This is a genomic window from Nocardioides exalbidus, assembly GCF_900105585.1.
Classification (GTDB): Bacteria; Actinomycetota; Actinomycetes; order Propionibacteriales; family Nocardioidaceae; genus Nocardioides; species Nocardioides exalbidus.
The window spans coordinates 1,211,894-1,234,502 of sequence record NZ_FNRT01000002.1; the positions used below are offsets into that span (position 1 = coordinate 1,211,894).

Annotated in this window: 19 protein-coding genes; 5 read left to right on the plus strand and 14 right to left on the minus strand. The window is 73.7% G+C overall.

Going from position 1 to position 22,609, the window contains the following annotated elements; translation table 11 throughout:
• Positions 1-32: 32 nt before the first annotated feature.
• From recC to BLV76_RS06190, 5 genes are all read left to right on the plus strand, one after another.
• Positions 33-3,383: an exodeoxyribonuclease V subunit gamma gene (gene recC, locus BLV76_RS06170; protein ID WP_090972397.1), complete on the plus strand. Its 3,351-nt coding sequence runs from the start codon at positions 33-35 to the stop codon at positions 3,381-3,383.
• A 10-nt stretch (positions 3,384-3,393) separates the two neighbouring features.
• A complete protein-coding gene (locus tag BLV76_RS06175) occupies positions 3,394-6,741 on the plus strand; it encodes a UvrD-helicase domain-containing protein (protein WP_090972399.1) in 3,348 nt (1,115 codons plus the stop codon).
• Positions 6,738-8,507 carry an exodeoxyribonuclease V subunit alpha gene (gene recD / locus BLV76_RS06180; protein WP_090968342.1) on the plus strand — a complete coding sequence of 590 codons (1,770 nt, stop codon included), beginning with the start codon at positions 6,738-6,740 and terminating at the stop codon, positions 8,505-8,507. Before BLV76_RS06175 ends, recD begins: the two co-directional genes overlap by 4 nt.
• Before the next feature lie 73 nt (positions 8,508-8,580).
• Positions 8,581-9,177: an ACT domain-containing protein gene (locus BLV76_RS06185; protein WP_425433740.1), complete on the plus strand. Its 597-nt coding sequence runs from the start codon at positions 8,581-8,583 to the stop codon at positions 9,175-9,177.
• A 202-nt stretch (positions 9,178-9,379) separates the two neighbouring features.
• Positions 9,380-11,071 (plus strand): sensor histidine kinase, encoded by a 1,692-nt coding sequence (locus BLV76_RS06190; RefSeq protein ID WP_090968344.1) that lies wholly within the window; start codon positions 9,380-9,382, stop codon positions 11,069-11,071.
• 94 nt (positions 11,072-11,165) lie between these two features.
• Here BLV76_RS06190 and BLV76_RS06195 read toward each other — a convergent pair whose 3' ends face one another.
• From BLV76_RS06195 to BLV76_RS06260, 14 genes are all read right to left on the minus strand, one after another.
• Entirely contained in the window at positions 11,166-13,211 is a 2,046-nt protein-coding gene (locus BLV76_RS06195; RefSeq protein WP_090968345.1) for a flagellar biosynthesis protein FlhA, read from the minus strand.
• A gap of 78 nt (positions 13,212-13,289) precedes the next feature.
• Positions 13,290-14,456 (minus strand): EscU/YscU/HrcU family type III secretion system export apparatus switch protein, encoded by a 1,167-nt coding sequence (locus BLV76_RS06200; protein ID WP_090968346.1) that lies wholly within the window; start codon positions 14,454-14,456, stop codon positions 13,290-13,292.
• 6 nt (positions 14,457-14,462) lie between these two features.
• Entirely contained in the window at positions 14,463-15,230 is a 768-nt protein-coding gene (locus BLV76_RS06205; RefSeq protein ID WP_090968347.1) for a flagellar biosynthetic protein FliR, read from the minus strand.
• Between the two features lie 15 nt (positions 15,231-15,245).
• Entirely contained in the window at positions 15,246-15,515 is a 270-nt protein-coding gene (gene fliQ / locus BLV76_RS06210) for a flagellar biosynthesis protein FliQ (protein WP_090968348.1), read from the minus strand.
• 6 nt (positions 15,516-15,521) lie between these two features.
• A complete protein-coding gene (gene fliP / locus BLV76_RS06215; RefSeq protein ID WP_245734566.1) occupies positions 15,522-16,418 on the minus strand; it encodes a flagellar type III secretion system pore protein FliP in 897 nt (298 codons plus the stop codon).
• Positions 16,415-16,942 carry a FliO/MopB family protein gene (locus tag BLV76_RS06220; protein WP_090968349.1) on the minus strand — a complete coding sequence of 176 codons (528 nt, stop codon included), beginning with the start codon at positions 16,940-16,942 and terminating at the stop codon, positions 16,415-16,417. The genes fliP and BLV76_RS06220 overlap by 4 nt, the downstream gene beginning before the upstream one ends.
• Position 16,943: 1 nt before the next feature.
• Positions 16,944-17,741 carry a flagellar motor switch protein FliN gene (gene fliN / locus BLV76_RS06225; RefSeq protein WP_090968350.1) on the minus strand — a complete coding sequence of 266 codons (798 nt, stop codon included), beginning with the start codon at positions 17,739-17,741 and terminating at the stop codon, positions 16,944-16,946.
• Positions 17,738-18,706, minus strand: a complete 969-nt coding sequence (locus BLV76_RS06230) for a flagellar motor switch protein FliM (RefSeq protein WP_245734567.1) — start codon at positions 18,704-18,706, stop codon at positions 17,738-17,740. Before BLV76_RS06230 ends, fliN begins: the two co-directional genes overlap by 4 nt.
• A 50-nt stretch (positions 18,707-18,756) precedes the next feature.
• The gene (locus BLV76_RS06235) at positions 18,757-19,197 is read right to left on the minus strand and encodes a flagellar basal body-associated FliL family protein (RefSeq protein ID WP_090968352.1); all 441 of its coding nucleotides are present in this window, start codon (positions 19,195-19,197) and stop codon (positions 18,757-18,759) included.
• On the minus strand, positions 19,194-20,087 hold the full coding sequence (locus tag BLV76_RS06240) for an OmpA/MotB family protein (RefSeq protein ID WP_090968353.1): 894 nt from the start codon (positions 20,085-20,087) through the stop codon (positions 19,194-19,196). Before BLV76_RS06240 ends, BLV76_RS06235 begins: the two co-directional genes overlap by 4 nt.
• A gap of 1 nt (position 20,088) precedes the next feature.
• Positions 20,089-20,865 (minus strand): motility protein A, encoded by a 777-nt coding sequence (locus BLV76_RS06245; protein WP_090968354.1) that lies wholly within the window; start codon positions 20,863-20,865, stop codon positions 20,089-20,091.
• Positions 20,865-21,140 (minus strand): flagellar FlbD family protein, encoded by a 276-nt coding sequence (locus BLV76_RS06250; RefSeq protein ID WP_090968355.1) that lies wholly within the window; start codon positions 21,138-21,140, stop codon positions 20,865-20,867. The genes BLV76_RS06245 and BLV76_RS06250 overlap by 1 nt, the downstream gene beginning before the upstream one ends.
• A 140-nt stretch (positions 21,141-21,280) precedes the next feature.
• Positions 21,281-22,120, minus strand: coding sequence for a flagellar hook protein FlgE (locus BLV76_RS06255; RefSeq protein ID WP_090968356.1), 840 nt, complete (start codon positions 22,118-22,120; stop codon positions 21,281-21,283).
• A gap of 23 nt (positions 22,121-22,143) precedes the next feature.
• A complete protein-coding gene (locus BLV76_RS06260; RefSeq protein WP_090968357.1) occupies positions 22,144-22,602 on the minus strand; it encodes a flagellar hook assembly protein FlgD in 459 nt (152 codons plus the stop codon).
• Positions 22,603-22,609: the final 7 nt, after the last annotated feature.

The window sequence follows — 22,609 nt, forward strand, 5'->3', positions numbered from 1 at the left end:
GCATGTCGGTCCCCGCTCATAGGGTGGCGACCGTGACCTTGCACCTGCACACCGCCGAGCGGACCGACGCGCTCGCCGACGGACTCGCGGACCTGCTGGTCACCCCGCTGCCCGATCCGTTCGCGCGCGAGGTCGTCGTGGTGCCGGCTCGCGGCGTCGAGCGGTGGCTGACCCAGCGGCTCTCCCACCGCCTCGGCGTGGGGGACCGCGGCGGCGACGGCGTGTGCGCCGGCGTCGACTTCGTCTCGCCCCACTCGCTGGTCGCGATGCTGCTCGACCGCGACGCCGAGGACCCGTGGGGCCCCGACCGGCTGGCCTGGCCGCTGCTCGAGGTCATCGACGGCTGCCTGGACGAGCCCGGCTTCGAGGACCTCAGCCGCCACCTCGGCCACGGCGACCCCGCCGACGAGCGCTCGGCCCGGCGCTACGCGGTGGCCCGGCGGCTGGCCGGGCTCCTCTCGTCCTACGCCGCCCAGCGACCGCAGCTCGTCCGCGACTGGCGCGCCGGCGACGACTCCGACGGCGACGGCAACCCGCTGGCCCCCGACCTGCGGTGGCAGGCCGAGCTGTTCCGACGACTGGTCGAGCGCGTCGAGGCGCCGGCCCCCGACCTGCGCCACGCCGCGACGCTCGAGCGGCTCGAGGCCGGCGGCGACGGGCTCGACCTGCCCGGTCGGCTCTCCCTCTTCGGCCACACGCGGCTGCCGGTGACCGAGGTCGAGCTGCTGCGTGCGCTCGGCGAGCGCCGGGAGGTCCACCTGTGGCTGCCGCAGCCGTCGCCGGCGCTGTGGTCCGCGCTCGCCCCGACGGCGGTGGTCGGGCCGGTGGCGCGGGCCGACGACGACTCCGCGCTGCTGGTCGCGCACCCGCTGCTCGCCTCGCTCGGCCGCGACTCCCGCGAGCTGCGCCGCACCCTCGGCGACCTCGCCACCGAGCAGCACGCCTCGGGCCACGCCGACCCGACGACGATGCTCGGCTGGCTCCAGTCCGACCTGCGGGCCAACCGCTCGCCCGACGCCTCGGTGCTCGCGTCGCGGGTGCGTGCCGAGACCGACCTGTCGGTGCAGGTGCACGCCTGCCACGGCACGGCCCGTCAGGTCGACGTCCTGAGGGAGGTGCTGGTCGGCCTCCTCCAGGACGACCCCGGCCTCGAGCCGCGCGACATCCTCGTGATGTGCCCCGACATCGAGACCTACGCGCCGCTGATCTCGGCGGGCTTCGGCCTCGCCGACGTCGCGCACGAGGACGTCGGCCACCCCGCCCACCGGCTGCGGGTGCGCCTGGCCGACCGCTCGCCCGGTGCGACCAACCCGCTGCTGGGGGTCGCCGCCGAGCTGGTGGAGCTCGCCGCCGGCCGGATGACCGCGACCGCGGTGCTCGACCTGGCTGCGACCGAGCCGGTGCGCGCCAGGTTCGGCTTCACCGACGACCACCTCGAGCGGATGGCGCACTGGGTCGACCAGGCGGCGATCCGCTGGGGCTACGACCACGACCACCGGGCGGCGTTCGGGCTCGACCTCGACGCCAACACGTGGCTCACCGGTCTCCAGCGCGTCCTCCTCGGTGCGGCGATGTCGGGCGAGGGCCACCGCTACGTCCGCGGCACGCTGCCGCTCGACGACGTCGGCGACGGCCACCTGGAGCTGGTCGGCAGCTTCGTCGAGATGGTCGACCGGCTGCACACGTTCGTCCGCTCGGCCGGGGACGCCACCTCGGTGGCCGACTGGACGGCGGCGCTCGGCTCGGCCGTCCACGGGCTGACCGCGAGCGACGCCGACGACGCCTGGCGGGTGGCGCAGTTCGACCGCGAGCTCGCCCGGATCTCCGCGGGCGTCGGCGACCACGAGACCCGGCTGCGGCACGCCGACGTGCGGGCGCTGCTCCGGCACCGGCTGCGCGGACGACCGACCCGCAGCAACTTCCGCACCGGCACGCTGACCGTCTGCACGATGGTCCCGATGCGCTCGGTCCCCCACCGCGTCGTGTGCCTCGTCGGGCTCGACGACGGCGTCTTCCCCCGGCTCGAGTCGGTCGACGGCGACGACGTGCTGGCGCGGCGTCCGCTCACCGGTGAGCGCGACATCCGCTCCGAGGACCGCCAGCTCCTCCTCGACGCGATCGGCGCCGCCACGGAGACGCTGGTCATCACCTATGCGGGCCGCGGCGAGCACACCGGCGACGACAAGCCGCCGGCCGTGCCCCTCGGCGAGCTCCTCGACACCCTCGACCGCACCAGCAGCGAGCCGGTCCGCGACCGCCTCGTGGTGCACCACCCGCTCCAGCCGTTCGACGAGGCCAACCTGACGGCGGGCGCGCTGGTCCCGGCGCACCGGCGACCGTTCTCCTTCGACCGCACCGCGCTGTCCGGGGCGCGGGCCGCGCGGGCGCCCCGACCCGCCGTCCGGTCGCTCGTGCCCGGGCCGCTCCCGGCGCCCGAGGTCGTCGAGGAGGTCTCGCTCAGCGACCTGCAGGACTTCTTCGCCCACCCGGTGCGCAGCTTCCTGCGCCACCGGCTGCGGGTGACGACGCCCTACGACGTCGACGAGACCAAGGACGCCGTGCCGATCACGCTCGACGGCCTGGAGAAGTGGCAGGTCGGCGACCGGCTCGTCCACGACGTGCTCACCGGCGGCGACCCGCAGGCGGCGATGGTCGCCGAGCAGCTGCGCGGGCTGCTCCCTCCGGAGGACCTCGGCGCCGCGATGCTGACCGACATCGTGACGCGGGTGCGCCCGCTCGTCGAGGCAGCCGTGCCGCTGCGCTCGGGTCCGGCCCGCACGCTCGACGTCGACATCGACCTCGGCGACCGCCGGCTGACCGGCACCGTCGGCAACGTCTTCGGCAACAACCTCGTCGCGGTGAGCTACTCCAGCCTCGGCGCCAAGCACCGCCTCGCCGCCTGGCTCGACGCCCTGGCCCTGGCGGCCGGTCACCCCGACGAGAACTGGACCGCCCACACCATCGGCCGCTGGGGACGGTCCGGCCGGCGCGCGCTGATCTCGCCGATGACCGACGACGACGCCCGCACCCGGTTGCGCTCGCTGGTCGACGTCATGGAGCGCGGCCAGCGCGAGCCGCTGCCGCTGCCGGTGAAGACCAGCCTGGCCTTCGCCGAGGAGTTCGCCATCGGGTCGCACGGTCATGCGGACCCCGACACCAAGGCCGCCGCCGAGTGGGTGACGCCGCGCTTCAACGAGACCGGCTTCCCCAAGGAGGACGGCGACCAGTGGCACGTGCGCGCGTGGGGCGAGGCCGCCCCCTACGACGTGCTGGCCGCCCCGCTGCTGCCGGACGAGCAGGGCGAGGCCCCGCACCGGCTGGGCCACTACGCCCTCCGGGTCTGGTCGCCGCTGCTCGCGCACGAGCTCGTGAGGGGGATCTGAGGTGACGAGCATGGAGACGTTCGACATCACCGGCCCCCTCCCGACCGGCACGACGCTGCTCGAGGCGAGCGCCGGCACCGGCAAGACCTGGACGATCGCCGCGCTCGTCACCCGCTACGTCGCCGAGGGCGTCGCGACGCTCGAGGAGATGCTCGTCGTCACCTTCACCCGGGCCGCGAGCCAGGAGCTGCGCGATCGCGTCCGGGGCCAGCTCGACGAGGCGGCCGCGGTGCTCGCCGACCCGACGTCGGCCGACGCCGGCAACCGGCTGCACGACTGGCTGCTGGACGCCGACGAGCCGGAGCGCACGCTCCGGCGCTCCCGGCTCACCGATGCGTTGACCTCCTACGACGCCGCGACGATCGCGACCATCCACCAGTTCTGCCAGCTCGTGCTCCGCAGCCTCGGCGTGGCCGGCGACACCGACACCGGTGCGGTGCTGGTCGAGGACCTCGAGCAGCTCACGTCGGAGGTCACCGACGACCTCTACCTCGGCCTCTTCGCCCGCCGCGAGGCCACGACCTGGTCCCACGAGACCGCCCTCACCATCGCCCGTGCCGTCGTCGGCGACCCGCGAGCCAACGTCGCACCGCAGGAGGCGCTGGCCGAGGATCCCGACGGCCAGGCGGCCGAGCGGGTGCGCTTCGCCAGCGAGGTGCTCGACGAGATCGACCGGCGCAAGCGCCGCCTGGGCGTGCTGTCCTACGACGACCTCCTCATCCAGCTCGCGGAGGCGCTGCGACCGGAGGACTCCCCCGCCCGCGCCCGGATGCGGCAGCGCTGGAAGATCGCGCTGATCGACGAGTTCCAGGACACCGACCCGGTGCAGTGGGAGGTCTTCGAGCGCGCGTTCCACGGCGCCGCGACGCTGGTGCTCATCGGCGACCCCAAGCAGGCCATCTACGCCTTCCGCGGCGGCGACATCGTGACCTACCTCAAGGCCGCCGAGCAGGCCACGACCCGCCAGACGCTGGCCGTCAACCGCCGGGCCGACCGGCCGCTGCTCGACTCGCTGCAGGTGCTCATCCAGGGTGCCTCGCTCGGCGACGACCGGATCCCGGTGCACCCGGTCACCGCCCACCACCAGGAGTCCCGGCTCGACGGGGTCGGCGCCCCGTTCCGGCTGCGGGTCGTGCGCCACGAGGAGCTCGGCCGCCGGAAGCCGCGGATCGGTGACTGGCGCACGCACGTGCTCACCGACCTCGCCGCCGACGTCAAGCGACTGCTGACCTCGGGCGCGACCGTCGGGACCGGCGCCGACGCGCGCCCGGTCGAGCCGAAGGACGTCGCCGTGCTCGCCGCCCGGCGCGCCGACCTGCTCGCGGCGCAGGAGGCGCTCGCCGCCGTCGGCGTCCCGTCCGTCGTCAACGCCGGCGGCTCGGTCTTCAAGACCGCCGCCGCGACCCAGTGGCTCACGCTGCTCGAGGCGCTCGAGCAGCCGCACCGCGCCGACCGGGTGCGGGCGGCAGCACTGACCGACTTCATCGGACGCACCGCCGAGGAGCTCCAGTCGGAGGACGACCCCACCGACGACCTGAGTGACGCCGTACGCCGCCTCGCCGACCTGTTCGTCGCCCGCGGGGTGGCCGCGGTGCTGGAGATCGCGGTGCTCGGCGGGCTGAACGAGCGCGTGCTCGGCCGGGTCGGCGGTAAGCGCACCCTCACCGACCTGCGCCACATCGGCGAGGCGCTGCACAAGGTCACCGTCAGCGAGCGGTTCGGCGTGGTCGGCCTGCTGGGCTGGCTGCGCACCCAGGTCGCCGACGACAAGATCGAGGTCGCGTCCGAGCGGACCCGGCGCCTCGACTCCGACGCCGCGGCCGTGCAGCTGGTGACGATCCACGGCAGCAAGGGCTTGGAGTACCCCATCGTCTACCTCCCCACGCTCTGGGACCGGTGGGTCCGCGACGAGGAGGTGCCGCTCTTCCACGACGGAGCCGGGGACCGGTGCCGTGACGTCGGGGGGCCGAGCAGGTGGCGCGACGCGGCTGCCACCGCCAGCCGGCGCGAGGACGCCGGCGAGTCGCTGCGACTGCTCTACGTCGCCCTCACGCGCGCCCAGTCGCAGGTCGTCGCGTGGTACTGCCCGAGCGCCAACAACACCGCGTCCGCGCCGCTGCACCGGATGCTGTTCGGCCGCGCGCCCGGGCACGCCCACGTCAACGACGAGCAGTCGGTGCTCGGTGACGACGAGGTCGTCGACATCCTCGGCCGCTGGAAGACCGCCGGAGGTCCGCAGCCCGAGCTCGCCACTCCTGCCACCGTCGACACGACGCCCATCGACCGCGAGCTGCCGACCCTGGCGGTGCGCTCCTTCGACCGCGACGTCGACACCGACTGGCGCCGCACCTCCTACTCCGCGCTCGCCGCGGCCGGCGCCCCGCACGCCGGCGCGCCCGACCGGGTGCTGTCCGAGCCCGACGAGGTGCCCGAGCTCGACGACGTACCCCTGGACGAGGTCGTGGACGACGCCCCGGCTCCCGACGTCGACGGTGCGCTGTCGGCCGTGGCCTCCCCGATGGCCGACCTGCCGGTGGGCGCGGCCTTCGGCTCGCTCGTCCACGAGGTGCTCGAGCACGCCGACCCGGCCGCGCCCGACCTGCGCGCCGAGCTGCTCGCCCAGGTCGAGGAGCACCGCGCGTGGTGGGCGGTGGAGGTCGACGCCGAGGCGCTGGCCGACGCGCTGGTCGCGGTGTGCGACTCCCCGCTCGGCCCCCTGGCCGGTGACCTCACGCTGCGCGACATCACGATCCCCGACCGCCTGCGCGAGCTCGACTTCGAGGTGCCCCTCGCCGGGGGCGACCTGGCCGCGCGCTCCGACGGGCCCGGTGCCGCGCACGTCGTGCTCGGCGACCTCGGCCCGCTCCTGCGCACCCACCTGCCCGACGGCGACCCGCTGCTGGCCTTCGCCGAGACCCTCGACGGCGACGCCGACCTCGCCGGGCAGCGCCTGCTCGGCTACCTCACCGGGTCGATCGACGTCGTGGTCCGGGTGCCGGTCGACGGGCGCACCCGCTACGTCACGATCGACTACAAGACCAACTGGCTCGGCGACCGGGCAGCGCCCGCGACCGCTTGGGAGTACCGCCCCGAGGTCCTCGACGAGGCGATGGGCCACTCCGACTACCCGCTGCAGGCGCTGCTCTACACCGTCGTCCTGCACCGTTACCTCCGCTGGCGGCTGCCCGGCTACGACCCGGCCGAGCACCTCGGTGGCGTGCTCTACCTCTACCTCCGCGGCATGTGCGGACCGGCGACGCCGCGCGTCGACGGTCGGCCCTGCGGGGTGTTCTCGTGGCAGCCGCCGGTCGCGCTGGTGACCGCCCTGTCCGACCTCCTGGACGGAGTCGCGCCATGACTGACCTCTTCGACCCCGTCGACGCGACCGACGCGCGACTGGCGCTCGGCGCCACCGGACTGCTGGCGACCTTCAACAGGGCGGGGCTGCTGACCAGCGCCGACGTCCACGTGGCCTCGGCGCTCGGCCGGCTCGGGCGCGAGACCGACGACCGTGTGCTGCTGGCCGTCGCCCTGGCGGTGCGCGCGGTGCGCGGCGGCTCCGTGTGCGTGGACCTCGCGACGGTCGCCGACCCGCCCGACCTGCCGTGGCCCGAGGCCGACGGCTGGGCTGCCGCTGTCGCGGCGAGCCCGCTCGTGGAGGCCGGGCTGGTCCGCTGGGACAACGACCTGCTCTACCTCGACCGCTACCACGAGCAGGAGACCCAGGTCGTCCACGACCTGCTCACCCGCGCCGCCTCGGCCCCCGACCACGACCCGGTCCTGATGTCGGCGTCGATGGACCGGCTGGTGGCCGCGATGCAGGCGGCGCGCCCCGGGACGACCTACGACGAGCAGGTGGAGGCGTGCGTGTCCGCCGCCGGGCAGTGGACGACCGTCCTGACCGGCGGCCCGGGCACCGGCAAGACGACCGCGGTGGCCTCGCTGCTGGTCGGACTGCTCGACCAGCACCCGGGCGGGCTGCGGATCGCGCTCGCCGCGCCGACCGGCAAGGCGGCCGCACGGCTGCAGCAGGCGGTGCACCAGGAGGCCGAGGCCTTCGAGGAGGCCGACCGGGTGCGGCTCGCCGGGGTCACCGCCTCGACGCTCCACCGGCTGCTGCGGCCGGATCCGGGCAACTCCACCCGCTTCCGCCACCACCGCGGCAACCGGCTCCCCCACGACGTGGTCGTCGTCGACGAGTCGTCGATGGTCTCGCTCACCCAGATGGCCCGCCTGCTCGAGGCGGTCCGCCCCGACGCGCGGCTCGTCCTGGTCGGCGACCCCCACCAGCTCTCCTCGGTCGAGGCGGGCGCGGTGCTGAGCGACGTGGTGCGCGGGTTCCAGGACCGGCCGGACTCCCCGGTCGCGGCCCTCCGGTCGACCCACCGGTTCGGGGCCGAGATCCACGAGCTCGCCGAGGCGCTGCGCACCGGCGACGCCGACGGCGCGCTGCAGGTGCTGGCCGCGGGGCACGAGGCCGTCGAGTGGGTCGACGAGGCCGACCCGTCGTCGCGCATCCGCAGCACCGCCCTGTCCGCGGCCCTGGCCGTCCGCGACGCCGCCGAGCACGGTGACGTCGAGGGGGCGCTGGCGGCCCTCGACCGGCACCGCCTGCTGTGCGCGCACCGCGACGGCCCCTTCGGCGTACGCCACTGGAACCGCCGCATCGAGCAGTGGCTCACCGCCGAGACCGGCGACGGCTTGTTCGAGCGCGCCTACGTCGGGCGCCCGCTGCTGGTCACCGCCAACGACCACCAGCTCGGCGTCTACAACGGCGACAGCGGTGTGGTCGTGCTGACGGCGGCCGGCCCGCGGGCGATCATCGCGGCGAGCGACGGGCCGCGCGACCTCGCCCCGTCGCGGCTCGGCGACGTCGAGACGATGCACGCGATGACGATCCACAAGTCGCAGGGTTCGCAGGCCGACGTGGTCACCGTGCTCCTGCCCGACGAGGAGTCGCGGCTGCTCTCGCGCGAGCTCTTCTACACCGCCGTCACCCGCGCCCGCTCCACCGTCCGGGTGGTCGGCTCGGAGGCGGCGATCCGGGCCGCGATCGGCCGGCGTGCCCAGCGCGCGAGCGGGCTCGCCGTACGCCTTTCGACTGCCCCCGAAACCGCGCCGTGACACGCAGGCCCTCGGGTCACGGCGGCGAAACGTCCGCGACACACGCTCCCGATACGCTCACCGCATGCCCTACCTGATGCGTGTCGAGCTCCCGGACGTCCCGGGTTCGCTGGGTCGCGTCGCGACGGCCATCGGTGAGGCCGGGGGCGACATCGAGGCGATCGAGATCGTCGAGAAGCTCGACGGGTCGGCCGTCGACGACGTGCTGCTCGAGATCGCGCCCGGCACGATGCCCGACTCGATCGTGTCGGCCTGCAGCCGGCTCGACGGCGTGAGCGTGCTGTGGATCAACCGCTACGCCGCCGGCGGCAACCTGTTCCTCGACCTCGAGGTCGTCGAGTCCCTCACCGAGGACCCGACCACGGCGCGCGACCGGCTGATCGACCTGCTGCCGATCGCCTTCCGCGTCGACTGGGCGGCTCGCATCCGTCGTACGCCGTCCGGCTGGACGGTCGTCCACGCGACCGACGCCGCGCCGACCGACTTCGACCTCGAGCCCGTCACCTCGCCGACCCGGCTGCCCGGTGACGAGATCTACGTCGAGTGCGCCGCCCCCTTCGGCCACGATCACGTGATGATGGGCCGCCGCGGCGGCCCGGAGTTCCTCGACTCCGAGCTCGCCCGGCTCGCGCACCTCCTCGGCCTGGCGATCACGATCTCCCGCGGCTGACCCCGCCCGCCTGCTCGCCCACCCGGGCGGTGAGTGAGCCACATTCCCGGGGTCCACGCCGTGGCTCACGCACCGCCGGTCCGCGAGTCCGACCACGACACGCCCGTGGGCGGTGAGTGAGCCACATTCCCGGGTCGCAGAAGGTGGCTCACGCACCGCCGGTGTCCGCGGCGGCGGGCGAGCGCGCTGGTTCAATGGCGCCATGGTGTTCTCCGGCGACCCGGCGCAGCGCCGCACCGACCTGCTCGCGGTCGTGTCGGTGCTCCACGTCGACGTGGCGCTCGAGCGCGCCGCCACCATCGGCGCCGAGCGCACGCGCGCGGGCGCTTACGTGCTGACGGTGGTCGACGAGGTCCTCCCGGGCACCGGCCCCTGGGCGCAGCCGATCGAGCCCGTCGAGCATGCCCGCGGCATCAGCGCGGAGGCAGCGCGCGACCTGCGCGCGCGGATCGGGGCCGCGGGTCTCCAGGGCGAGCCCGGCGGTCGCCCGGGCCACGACGTGATCCGGCTGCACGACCCCGCGGACGGGTCGGAGGTGCTGCGGATCCCGGTGGTCGTCGGCGGGTGCCTGTTCGCGGACCTGCTGCTCCTGTCACCTCCCGAGGGCGGGTTCGCCGACGACGACGTCGCCAGCATCTCGGTGCTCGGCCGGGTGGCGGGCGTGGCGGTGCGCAACGCGCAGAGCTACGAGTTCAACGACCGGCGCCGGCAGGTGCTGGAGCTGGTGGCCGCGATCGAGCAGTCGGTCGAGCCGCCCTTCGAGCTGGCCGAGCCCTACGCGCGGGTCGCGGCGGCCGCCCAGCGGATCGCCAGCGCCCGCACCGCCGCCGTCGTGTCGGCGACCCCGCGCAGCGTCGACGTGTCCGGCACGGCGGGCGTCGTCGACGAGGTGCTACCCGAGGTCCTCGACCGGATCGCCGAGCGGCTCCAGGTGGCCCAGGACCTCGACGTCGACCTCGTCGTGCGGATCGGGGACCACACCGTGTGGGGGGTCCCGCTGCGGCCCGAGCTCGCCCGCCGGGGTGTCGTGCTGCTGGTGCTCGACCAGGTCCACGGCCGGCTCACCCGCGACGACCGCAGCCTCATGTCCGGCTTCGTGCGCCACGCGGCGCTGATCCTCGACCACGCCGTCCTGCAGAGCGAGCTCCAGCACGCGATGCTCGCCGACGACCGCGACCGGATCGCCCGCGACCTCCACGACGTCGTCATCCAGCGGCTGTACGCCACCGCCCTCAAGCTGCGCGCCGGGATCCGCACCGACGGCGACCCGGGCGGCCACATCGCCGAGGCGGTCCGCGAGATCGGCGACTCGATCCGCGACGTCCGCGGTGCGGTCTTCCAGCTCGAGCAGCGCCGCTCGGGATCGCTGCGCGGCGACGTGCTGGGGATGGCCAAGGAGTACGAGAAGGCGCTGGGGTTCGTCCCGGCGGTGCGGACCTGGGGCGCGGTCGACTCCCTCGTGCCGATCGCGCTGGGCGACCAGGCGAGCGTCGTGCTGCGCGAGGTCCTGTCCAACTGCGCTCGCCACGCGAGGGCCAGCCGGTGCGACGTCGACCTGGGCGTCGACGAGTCGGGGTGGTTCTCCCTGGTCGTCACCGACGACGGCCGGGGCGTGCCCGAGGACACCACCCCCGGCAGCGGCCTGCGCAACCTGCGGATGCGGGCCGAGACCCTCGGCGGCGAGCTCCGGGTCGAGCCCTGCGACCCCCACGGCACGCGGGTGTCGTGGCGGGTGCCGCTCGGCGCTCAGCCGTCCGCGGGACCGGGCGCGGCCGACGGGTCGTCTGCCGGTGCCGCCGCCTCGGCGAGCGCGGGCGACGGCCCGGGCGTCGACCAGACCCACTCGGAGGCGATCGTGAGCAGCAGCCAGGACAACCCGGAGACGACGAGGTAGCGCATCAGCGCCTGGTCGAGCGGCATCTCGCCGGTCACGGTACCCGCCAGCGCGGGCGAGGTGAGGAGCGCGGCGACGAGCAGCATCACGGGCCTCATGCCGACACCGCCACCCGGTCACCGGTGACGGTGCCGACGGAGCGGACCTGCGTCGCGCCCACGAGCTCGCTGTAGGACAGCACCGCGGTCGTCGGCAGGGCGGGAGCGAGCATCCGGCGCACCGCGGCGCGCAGCTGCGGGGCGCACACGACGACCGGCCGCAGGCCCTGCTCCTCGGCTGCCGTTCGGAGGGTGACGAGCTCCCCGAGCACCGTCTGCGCGAGCAGCGGGTCGAGGGCGACCACCGCCCCCATGTCGCCGGCCCGCACGGCCTCGAGCATCCGCTGCTCGAGGGTGGGCTCGAAGCTGATGACGTGGACCGCGGCCTCGGTGAGGTGCGGGGCGACGATGGCCGGGCCGAGGGACGCGCGGGCCGCCTCGACCAGGGCGTCCGGGTCCTTGGTGGTCGGGGCCTTCAGCGAGAGCGCCTCGAAGATGCGGACCAGGTCGCGGACCGCCACGCCCTCGAGGAGCAGGCCCTGGAGCACGCGCTGCACCTCGCCGAGGCTCAGCTGGGCCGGGGTGAGCTCCTCGACGACGACGGGGTGGCTGCGGCGTACGAGCTCGGTGAGGGTCTTGACGTCCTCGCGACCCAGCAGCCGGGCGGCGTGCTGGCCGACGACCTCGGCGAGGTGGGTCGTGATGACCGAGGCGCGATCGACGACCGTGGCACCGCTCAGCTCGGCCTGCACGCGCAGCTCGGCGGGGATCCACGAGGCCTCGAGGCCGAAGACGGGCTCGCGGGTGGGCTGGCCGGGCAGCACGCCCACGCTGTCGCCGATCGCGAGCACCGTGCCGCGCGGGGCCTCGCCGCGCGCGACCTCGATGCCGAAGAGGCGGATGGCGTACGTGCCGGACGGCAGGTCGATGCTGTCGCGGGTGCGGACCGGCGGCACGATGATGCCGAGCTCGCCGGCGATCTTGCGGCGCAGCGCCTTGACCCGGTCGAGCAGGTCGCCGCCGCTCGCCGGGTCGACGAGGTCGATGATGTCGGGCGAGAGCTCGAGGCCGAGCGGGTCCACCTGGATCTCGGCGGCGAGCAGCTCCGGGGTGTCGGGGGCCGCGGCGAGCACCTGCTCGGCCGGGTCGTCCGGCGTGGCCTCGTCGGCCTTCGGGACCCGGCTCGACGCCAGCAGCATGATCCCGCCGGCGGTGACGAAGGGCAGCTTGGGCAGGCCGGGGATCAGGCAGATCGCCAGCGCCCCGAAGCCGGCGATCTGCAGCGGCAGCTTGTTGGCGGTGAGCTGGCGCAGGATGTCGGAGCCCATGTCGGAGTCACCGGTGTTGCGGGTGACGATGAGGCCGGTGGCCGTCGACAGCAGCAGCGCGGGGATCTGCGAGACGAGGCCGTCACCGACGGACAGCAGGCTGTAGGTCGTGATGGCGTCGCCGAAGGACATCCCCTTCTGCGCCATGCCGACGGCGAAGCCGCCGAGCAGGTTGACCATCGTGATGACGATGGCCGCGATCGCGTCACCCTTCACGAACTTCGACGCACCGTCCATCGCGCCGTAGAAGTCGGCCTCGGCGTGCACCTCGTGGCGGCGCCGCCTGGCCTCGTCCTCGTCGATGAGCCCGGAGTTGAGGTCGGCGTCGATGGCCATCTGCTTGCCGGGCATCGCGTCGAGGGTGAAGCGCGCGCCGACCTCCGCGACGCGCTCGGCGCCCTTGGTGATCACGACGAACTGGATGATGAGCAGGATCGCGAAGACGATGAGGCCGACGATCAGCGAACCGCCGACGACGAAGTGGCCGAAGGTGTCGATCACCTTGCCGGCGTAGCCGTCGAGCAGCACGAGTCGGGTCGCGCTGACGTTGAGCGCGAGCCGGAAGAGGGTCAGCACGAGGACCACGGCCGGGAACGCGGCGAACTCCAGCGGCTTGTGCACGAACATCGCGACGAGGAGCACCAGCAGCGCGCTGGTGATGTTGAGCGCGATGAGCATGTCGAGGACCACCGCGGGCAGCGGCACGACGAGCATCACGATGATCATCACGATGCCGGCCGGCACGCCCAGCTGGAGCAGTCGCTTGGGGGCCACGGGGTGCCTCTCGGGGGGGTCGCGGAACGGGCTGCGCCCTCCGTGGCACGGGTCGGCACCGTCCTGGCGCCACCGTCCTCATCGGCCGGCGACGACGGCTCCTGAGGAGTTCGGCGCCGCCGCTGCGGCAGGACGACGACGACGTCCCGCAGCGGCCACGGCGGGCAGGTCGCCCTCGCTGCGGGGGCTGCGGTGCTCGCCGCCCCGCACGCCGGCCGAGCGCCGGGAGATGACGAACGCGAGGACCTGCGCGACGGCGGCGTACAGCTCCGCGGGGATCTCTTGGCCGACGACGGTGGAGCGGTGCAGCGCGCGGGCCAGGGGGACGTCCTGGACGAGCGGTACGCGGTTCTCGGCGGCGCGCTCGCGGATCTTCTGCGCGACCACGCCGGCCCCGCGGGCCACCACGCGCGGGGCGCCGCGCTCGGCGTCGTACCGCAGCGCGACGGCGATGTGGGTCGGGTTGACCAGCACGACGTCGGCGTTCGCGACGTCGGCCATCATCCGGTTGCGCGAGGCGGCGAGCTGGCGCGAGCGGATCGCGCCCTTGAGCAGCGGGTCGCCCTCGGACTGCTTGTTCTCTTGCTTGACCTCGTGCTTGCTCATCCGGGTCTTCTTGCCCATCCGGCGCCGGATGACGGCGTAGTCGAAGGCGGCCATGACCAGCCCGGCGACCGCGACGCTGCGCACCAGCGCCAGCACCTGGTCGCGCACCACCTCGAGCACCGCCGAGATCGGCACCAGTCCCCCGATGAGGGGCATCAGCGCCACCACGGCGCCGTACGCCACGAACCCGACGACGGCGCTCTTCAGCAGCATCTTCGCGCCCTCCCACAGCGCCTGCGGGCCGAAGACGCGCTTGAAGCCGGCGATCGGGTCGAGCTTCTTCAGCGACGGCTTCACCGACTTGGTCGCCACGAAGAACCCGCCCTGGGCGAGGGCGGCGCCGACCCCGACCACCATCACGGCGCACCCGAGCGAGACCAGGGTGACCATCACGTGGCGGGCGCCGCGGCCGAGCAGCGCGGTCGCGTCGGAGACCTCGACCTGCCCGCGCAGGCTGAAGCACTCGCGCATCAGCTCGGCGAGCGCGGTGAGCTCGTGGCCGAGCAGGCCCGGCAGCAGCATCCCGACGATCAGCAGCGTCGCCCAGCCGCCGAGCTCCTGGGTGCGCGGGACCTGGCCCTCCTTGCGCGACTCCCTGCGCCGCTTGGCGGTGGGCTTCTCGGTCTTCTCCTCCGACACCCGCCCTCACCCCCCGCCGACGAGCGCGAACTGCGCCTCGTTGGCCAGCTCGACGAGCCGGGAGACCGCCTCGGGGAGCACCGGGAAGGACAGGCCGAGGAGCAGCAGGGTGAGGCCGATCTTGGCCGGGAACATCACGTTGATCGCGTTGAGGTGCGGCGCGACCTTGGTGAGCAGGGCGAGGCCGAGGTCGGCGACGAAGAGGACCGCGACGAGCGGGAGCGCGATCTGCACGGCCGTCACGAAGAACATCCCGAACGCCGTCATGAGCACGTGCGACGCGCCGTCGAGACGGGGCGCCTGGCCGAGCGGCAGCACGTCGAACGTCCTGAGCAGCCCGCCCAGCACCAGCAGGTGCCCGCCGGTGGCGAAGAGGATCATCACCGCGAGCATCTGGTGCAGCTTGCCGAAGACGGTGTTCATGTTCATCGACAGCGGGTCGAAGCCCTGCGCGAGCTGGAAGCCGCCGAAGGTGTCGATGAGCGAGCCGGCAGTGGCGATCGCGGCCAGCAGGACGTACGTCACCAGGCCGAGCGCGGAGCCCACGACCACCTGGGTGAGCGTGGTGACGAGCAGCGCGCCGGTCGAGGTGGGGATGCTGCCGCCCTCGACGGACGGTACGACGGCGAAGGCGAGGCCGAGCGAGAGCACGACCTTGGCGAAGGTGGGGACCGCGCGGCCGGCGAACGGGGGCACCAGCGCGAGCCACGAGATGATGCGCACCGACGCCAGCAGGTAGGCCAGCAGCGGCTCACCCGCGACGGTCAGGGTCATGGGTCGGCCCCGCCCTCAGCCGAGCAGCGTCGGGACCATGTCGAAGAGGTCCCGGGTGAAGTCGACGAGGGTCTGCAGCATCCAGCCGCCCGAGACCAGCAGGGCGACGCCGACGCCGACGAGCTTGGGCACGAAGGCGAGCGTGAACTCCTGGATCTGGGTCATCGACTGGAACAGCGAGATCGTGAAGCCGATGACCAGCGAGGTCAGCAGGATCGGCGCCGAGAGCTTCAGCGCGACGACCATGGTCTGGAGGGCGATGTTGATGACGGTGGTGTCGGTCATGGTGGCCTACTGGTAGCTCGAGACGACGGACGTGATGACCAGGCCCCAGCCGTCGACGAGGACGAAGAGCAGGAGCTTGAAGGGCAGCGACACCATCACCGGCGGCATCATCATCATGCCGAGCGCCATCAGCGCCCCGCTGATCACGATGTCGATGACCAGGAAGGGGATGAAGATGATGAAGCCGATGATGAAGGCCTGCTTGAGCTCGCTCAGCACGAACGCCGGGACGAGCGTCGCCATCGAGACGTCGGCACGGCTCTCGGGCAGCTTGCGGTCCGCGACGCTGGTGAGCAGCCGCAGCTCGTCGTCGCCGGTCTGGTCGAGCATGAACGCGCGGAGCGGCTCGACGCCGTCGGTGTAGGCGGCCGAGGCGGCCTTGTCGCCGTCGAGGTAGGGCTGGAACCCGTCGTCGTTCATCTGGCTGAGCACCGGCGCCATGATGAAGAGCGAGAGGAACAGCGCGAGGCCGGCGAGGACCTGGTTGGGCGGGATCTGCTGGAGGCCGAGGGCGTTGCGGGTCAGGCCGAGCACGACGAGCACCTTCGTGAAGCTCGTGCAGGTCAGCAGGATCGCCGGCAGCAGCGACAGCAGCGTCATCGCGACGATGACGGTGACCGAGGTGCTCGGCTTGTCGGTGATGCCGCCGAGGTCGATGGTCACCGAGCTGTCCGTGCCCGGCGCGTTCGGACCCTTCGGAGCCGTGGGGCCCTCGGGGCCCTGCGGCGCCATCGGCAGGGCGGTGCGGGCCGTCGTGTGGGCACTCGTGTGGACCAGGGAGCCGGTCGGGAGCGCGGGAGCCGCGCTCGCGGGGGCGGTGGCGCCGAGCAGCACGGCGAGCGCGCCGAGGCCGACGGCGAGGAGCGTGGCGAAGAGGTGCGCGGCCCGGGTCCGGGCGCTCACGAGGCCTTCCTCGTCGGGCCGCCCGCGGACCCGCCGGTCGCGGCCGCGATCGCCTGCCGCCAGGTCTGGCCGGACAGGATCGAGCCGGCGAGGGCGCCGCCCTCGGACGTGCGATCCGGGGTCGTCGTACGACGCGGGGCGGGGGTCGCGCGGTGCGACCCGCGCGTGGCCAGGGTGGGGGCGAGGGTGGGGGCCGGCAGGGCCGGTGCGTCCTCGACCGGGACCGCCGCGTCGGGGGCGGTGTCCGCGGTGACGAGGTCGTCGAGCTCCTCGAGCTCGAGCTCGTCGGGGTCGAGCTCGGTCAGCAGGCTGACCTGCTGGTCGGTCGTGCCGAGCACCAGGACGCGACCGCCGACGGTGACGACGGCGACGGACGCGCTGCGCGAGAGCGCCTGGCGGTGGAGCACCTGCACCGGTGCGCCGGCCCGGGCGCCGTAGCGCTTGCCCGCGAGCCGGGCCAGGAGCAGCATCAGGCCCACGACGATCGCCAGGGAGACGACCAGTCGGACGGTCAGCTCGAGCACGTCAGCCTGCTGCGCCGTCGTCGACGATCTCGGTGATCCGCAGGCCGAAGTCCTCGTCGACCACGACGACCTCGCCGCGGGCGATGAGGTGCCCGTTGACCAGCAGGTCGGCGGGGCTGCCGGCGGCCCGGTCGAGCTCGAGGACCTCGCCCGGGGAGAGGGCCAGCAGCTCGCGCACGGTCATCCGGGTGCGACCGAGCTCGACCGTGACCTCCATGTCGACGCCGTGCAGCATCTCGAGGCCCCGCGCGGCGGTCCGGGACGGAGCAGCGACCGGCGCGTCCGCGACCAGCGCCTGGCGCAGCGCACCGGCGGCGTCGGCCGCGGCGTCGCTGACCAGGAGCACGCCGGCGGTGAGCCCGCCGCCGAGGAGCGGGACGGCGGTGAAGGGGCCGCCGAGGTCGGTGTCGACGAGCTCCACCGACACCTCGCGGGCCGGGCCGCAGCCCGCGCCGAGCGCGGCCGCGGCGGCCTCGAGGGCCGGCTGCGTCGCGGCGGCGAGGTCGAGCCCGCCGAGCGGGCTGGCGGCGAGCGCCTCGACCAGGTCGGCGCCGACCAGGACCGCGAACCGCGGGGCACCCGGCAGGTGCAGCTCGGCGACCACGGCGCCGGCGCCACCGGAGCTGTTCCACTCGGCACCGGGGACCGGCTGGCCGGCCTCGAGCTGCGTCGGGGCGGGCAGCACCGCCGCGGCAGCGGCAGCCGCGGCCCGGACGGCGCGGAGGTCGCCCGCCGGGGCGGCCGGGTCGTGGCCCAGGTCGCGGCCGAGATCGTGGCCCAGGTCGTGGGTGGTGGTCATGCGTTCTCCTTGGTGGCGGCGGTGCCGACGACGAGTGCCGCCAGCCGGGCGCCGTGGCTGCCCGCCGTGGCGTGGGCGAAGGTGGCGTCCGCGACGACGACGTCGAGCGGCGCGGAGGACGGGTGTGCGAGGCGGACCACGTCGCCGACGGCGAGGTGGGTGATCACGTCGGGGCCGAGCCGGGTCGCGCGGAACCGCACCACGGCGTCCACCGGGACGTCCTGGAAGCGACGGTCGACGAGCCCGGCGGAGCGGGTGCGCTGCACGCGCTCGTGCTCCGAGACCGGCGCCGGCGCGGCGGCCTCGACCAGCCGCGGGTGCAGGCCGGCGAAGGGCAGGCACAGGCTCACCCGGTGGTGGCGCTCCTTGATCACCAGGTCGAAGCCCGCGACGACGACGGCGTCACCGGGGGCGGCGGCCTGGACGAGCTGGGGGTGGTACTCGATGCCGGCGAGGGTCGGGGTGACCTCGACGATCCCGGCGAGGCCGTGGCCGAGCTCGGCCACCAGCCGGGTCACGATCCCGTGCACGACCGAGCCCTCGATCTCGGTCAGCGGCCGGCGCGGCTGCTCCTCGGAGCCCGGACCGCCGAGCATGTGGTCGATCGCGCTCATGACCACCGGCAGCGGCAGCTCGAGGAGGCCGAGGCCCGGCAGCGGCTCCACGCCCACCTTGACGGCGTACGTCATCGTGCCGAGCGCGTCGACGTGCTCGCCGTAGGTCTGCTGGGCGATGCCCTGCAGCTCGGCCGTGCACACCACGCGCAGGGCGGCGGTGAAGACCGTGCCCATCTGGCGGGCGAAGCCGTCGAGGGCGACCTGGAGCACGCGGGTGTGCTCGCGCGAGAGCTGGATCGGGCGGCGGAAGTCGTAGACCGTCGGCTCCGACCCGCTGCGGGCACGCCGGCGCGCCCGGGCACCGGGGTGCACGGGCTGACGCGGCGCGGGGGTCTGCACGAGGGTCACGAACTCCCCCATCGGCCCCCACGGCCGGCACCTGAGGAGTTGGCGCGCGCTTACTGGGTGACGAACTCGGTGAAGTACACCTCCAGCACGTCACCGTGGTAGTCGTGGTGCAGCTTCTCCTCGAGCTCGTGCTTGAGGTCCTGGCGCTGGCCGGCCTTCACCAGCGCGGACTGGTCGGCCCCGCTGAACAGGTCGATCGCGGCGTCGAGCGCCTTGCTGCCGTCTGCCTCGTGGGCGTCCGCGGAGAGCTGGAGGGCCAGGCCGAGGCGCAGGTAGTGGCCGTCGGCGAGGTTGACCTGGATCGGCTCGAGGGTCATCACCTCGCCCGGCTCGGGCTCCTTCGGACCGCTGGGCCTGAGGAAGAACCACCAGCCGGCCGCGGCGCCGACGACCAGCACGAGGCCGATCACCAGGAGCTTCTTCTTCCCCTTCTTCGGGGGCTCGCCGGTCGTGGCCTCGGGGGCCGTGCGGTCGATCGTGGCGGTGCTCATGAGGATCCCTTCTCGGTCTGGATGTCGTCGAGCAGCTCGCGGGCGGACGCCGGGAGCGCGGAGAGCACGACGATGTCGACGCGCTTGTTGATGCGCTGCGACCCGGGCTCGGCCGGGTCGACCAGCGGGACCTCGTGGCCGTACGCCGCCGCGCTGAGGCGCTCGCCCGGGACCTGCCCGACCTCCTGGAGGTAGCGCAGCACCGTGATCGCGCGGGCCGAGGAGAGGTCCCAGTCGGTGGCGAAGTAGCGGGGCTTCACCGGCACCTGGTTGGTGTGGCCGTCGATGCGGAGGTCCTCGGTCGTGGCGCGGAGCACCGGGGCGACGACCTCGAGCACCCGCTGTCCGCGCGGGCTCAGCTCGGCGCGGTCCGGCTGGAAGACGACGTGGCGCGAGGTCAGGCTGAGGACCAGCCCGTCGTCGTCCACGCGCCGGGTGACGTCGTGGGCGAGGCCGGCCTCGCGCAGCGCCCGGGCGAGCTTCTCGCCGAGCTCGTCGAGGCGCGCCTTCTCGGCCGAGGCGGCGGCGTAGTCCTCGGACTGCTGCTGGGCCTGACGCTGGGCCTGCTCGTCGCGCTGGTCCTGGGTGGAGATCGCCTGCTTGGTCGAGCCCATGAAGTTCTCCGGCCGCACTGGCGCGATCGCGGACACGCCGGGCTGGTCGAGCGTGGACTCCGACCCGGTCATCACCGAGGTGGAGTCGCCGAAGCCGGCCGCGAGCCCGTCCTTGAGGGCGTTGAACTTCTTCTGGTCCACCGAGCTCATCGCGAACATCACGATGAACAGCACCATCAGCAGCGTCACCATGTCGGCGTACGTCACCAGCCAGCGCTCGTGGTTCTCGTGCTCCTCTTCCTCCTCACGGCGCTTGCGGCCGCCCCCGCCGGCCATCTCACGCGGCCTTGTCGAGGCTCGGCGGCTGCTCGCCGGCGGGCAGGAGGGAGGTCAGCTTCTGCGCGATGACGCGCGGGTTGGAGCCGGCCTGGATCGCCGCGACGCCCTCGATGATGACCTCCATGCGGGCCGCCTCGAGCTCGGTGAGCCGCTTGAGCCGGTTGCCGATCGGGAGCCAGATCACGTTGGCGGACATGACGCCCCACAGCGTCGCGATGAAGGCGGCCGCGATGAGGTGGCCGAGCTCCTCCGGCTGGGCGAGGTTCTCCAGGACGTGCACCAGCCCCATGACCGTGCCGATGATGCCGATCGTCGGGGCGTAGGCGCCCGCGTCGGCGAAGAACTTCGCGGCGTGCTTGCCCTGCGCCTTGGCGGCGTACACCTCCGACTCGAGGATCTCGCGCACCTCGTCGGGGTCGGTCCCGTCGATCGCGAGCTGCACGCCCTTGACCAGGAACGGGTCGTCCACCGTCTTGAGGTCGTCCTCGAGCGCGAGGAGTCCCTCGCGGCGGGCCCGCTCGGCGAGCGCCACGACCATCGGTACGACGTCGCCCGCCGGCCGCACCTTGGCGGTGAAGGCGGTCTTGAGCGAGGCGAGCGCGTGCTTGGCGTCCGGGATCGTGCCACCGGCGACGGTCACCATCAGGGTCGTGCCGAAGACCAGCAGCATCGGCGGCACGAGCAGGAGGCTGGCCGGGTTGCCGCCCTCCATCACGTTGGCGACGACGATGATGATCAGGCCGACCAGGACCCCGATCAGGGTTGCCGGGTCCATCAGGCCTCACCTTCCAGAGTCGGGTGGGACGACACGGCGGCGAGGTGCGAGCGCGGCGCCCACGCGGTGGGCGTGGCCTCGGCCATCGCGCCGGCGGCGATGATGCTGCCGCGCCAGGCGCGGACCTCGTCCACCACCTCCAGCAGCCCCTCGGCCACGACGTACTTCTTGCCGTCGACCAGCGTCACCACCGTGTCCGGGGTGCTGTCGAGGCGCTCGATCAGGTCGGCGTTCAGGACGAACGGCGATCCGGAGAGTCGGGTCAACACAATCATGTCGGTGCACCATCCCTGTGCGTTGTCTCGAGGCCCGTCCGTGGGCCCCGTGGAGTTGTCATCGGCCGGGTGGCGCCCGACCTGAGGGGAACCGCCCCTGCGGCCCGGCAGCCTCGAGGACTGCCGGGCCGGAGCGGTCATCAGCGCTTGATGTTCACGAGCTCCTCGAGCACCTGGTCGGAGGTGGTGATGACGCGCGAGCTGGCCTGGAAGCCGCGCTGGGCGAGGATCAGGTTGGTGAACTCGGCCGACAGGTCGACGTTGGACATCTCGAGCGTGCCGCCCATCAGGTCGCCGCGGCTGCCCTGGCCGGCGACACCGAGCTCGGGGGCCCCGGAGTTGGCGCTGGCGCGGAAGGCGGTCTCGCCGACGCGCTCGAGCCCGGCGGGGTTGGTGAAGTCGGCGATCGCCACCATCGCGATGTCGCGCTGCACGTCGTCGGAGAAGGTGCCGCGCAGGATGCCGTCGCTGCCGATGGAGTACGACGTCATCTCCACGCCGGCCGGGAGCGAGCCGGCGAGCGCGTCGAGGTTGATGTCGACGAGCGTGCCGCCGGGGTCGCCCGGGGCGTAGCCCTGGACCTTCTTGCCGCTGGACGACACGAGGTTGCCCGCCTCGTCCCAGGTGAAGGCGCCGGCGCGGGTGTAGACGCGGTCGGCGCCCGAGCCGAGGACGAACATGCCGTCGCCCTGGATCATCAGGTCGGTGGCGGCACCCGTGGTCTGGGCGGAGCCCTGGCCGAAGTTGCCGCGGGTCGCGGCGACCTGGACGCCGAGGCCGACCTGGATCGGGTTGGTGCCGCCGCCGGTGGTGCCGGAGGCGCCGGCGCCGCGCATGACCTGGCTGAGGGTGTCCTGGAAGACGGTGGTCGTGGCCTTGAAGCCGACCGTGTTGGCGTTGGCGATGTTGTTGCCGGTGACGTCGAGCATCGTCTGGTTGGCGCGGAGGCCGCTGATGCCGGAGAAGAGCGAGCGGAGCATGGTGGTTCCTTTCGGGGACGGCGTCAGGCCGCGGGAGTGGTGGGAGTGGTGGGCGCCGGGGTGGTCGTCCCGACGGAGAGGAGCTGGGCGAGCGGGACCTGGGTGCCGTCGATCTCGAAGACCGGTCCCTGCGCCCCGAAGGTGACCCCGGAGATGGTGCCGTTGTGGGTGGTCGTGCCGTCCGTGTCGACCCACGACACCTGCTGGCCGACCATCGCCCCGGCGCCGAAGGCCATCTGCGAGCCGAGCAGCGCACCCACGCGGTCGGAGACGTCCTGCATCTTCTCCAGCGCGGTGAACTGGGCCGACTGGGCGAGGAACTCACCGGAGTCGGCCGGGTTGAGCGGGTCCTGGTAGCGGAGCTGGGCGACCATCAGCTCCAGGAACATCTGCTTGTCCTCCGAGGTCGACGACAGCGTCGTCGTCCCCGTCGGGAACGCGCTGGGCGTGCCGGTCACCGGCTCGTTCGCGGAGATCGTCACGATCCCC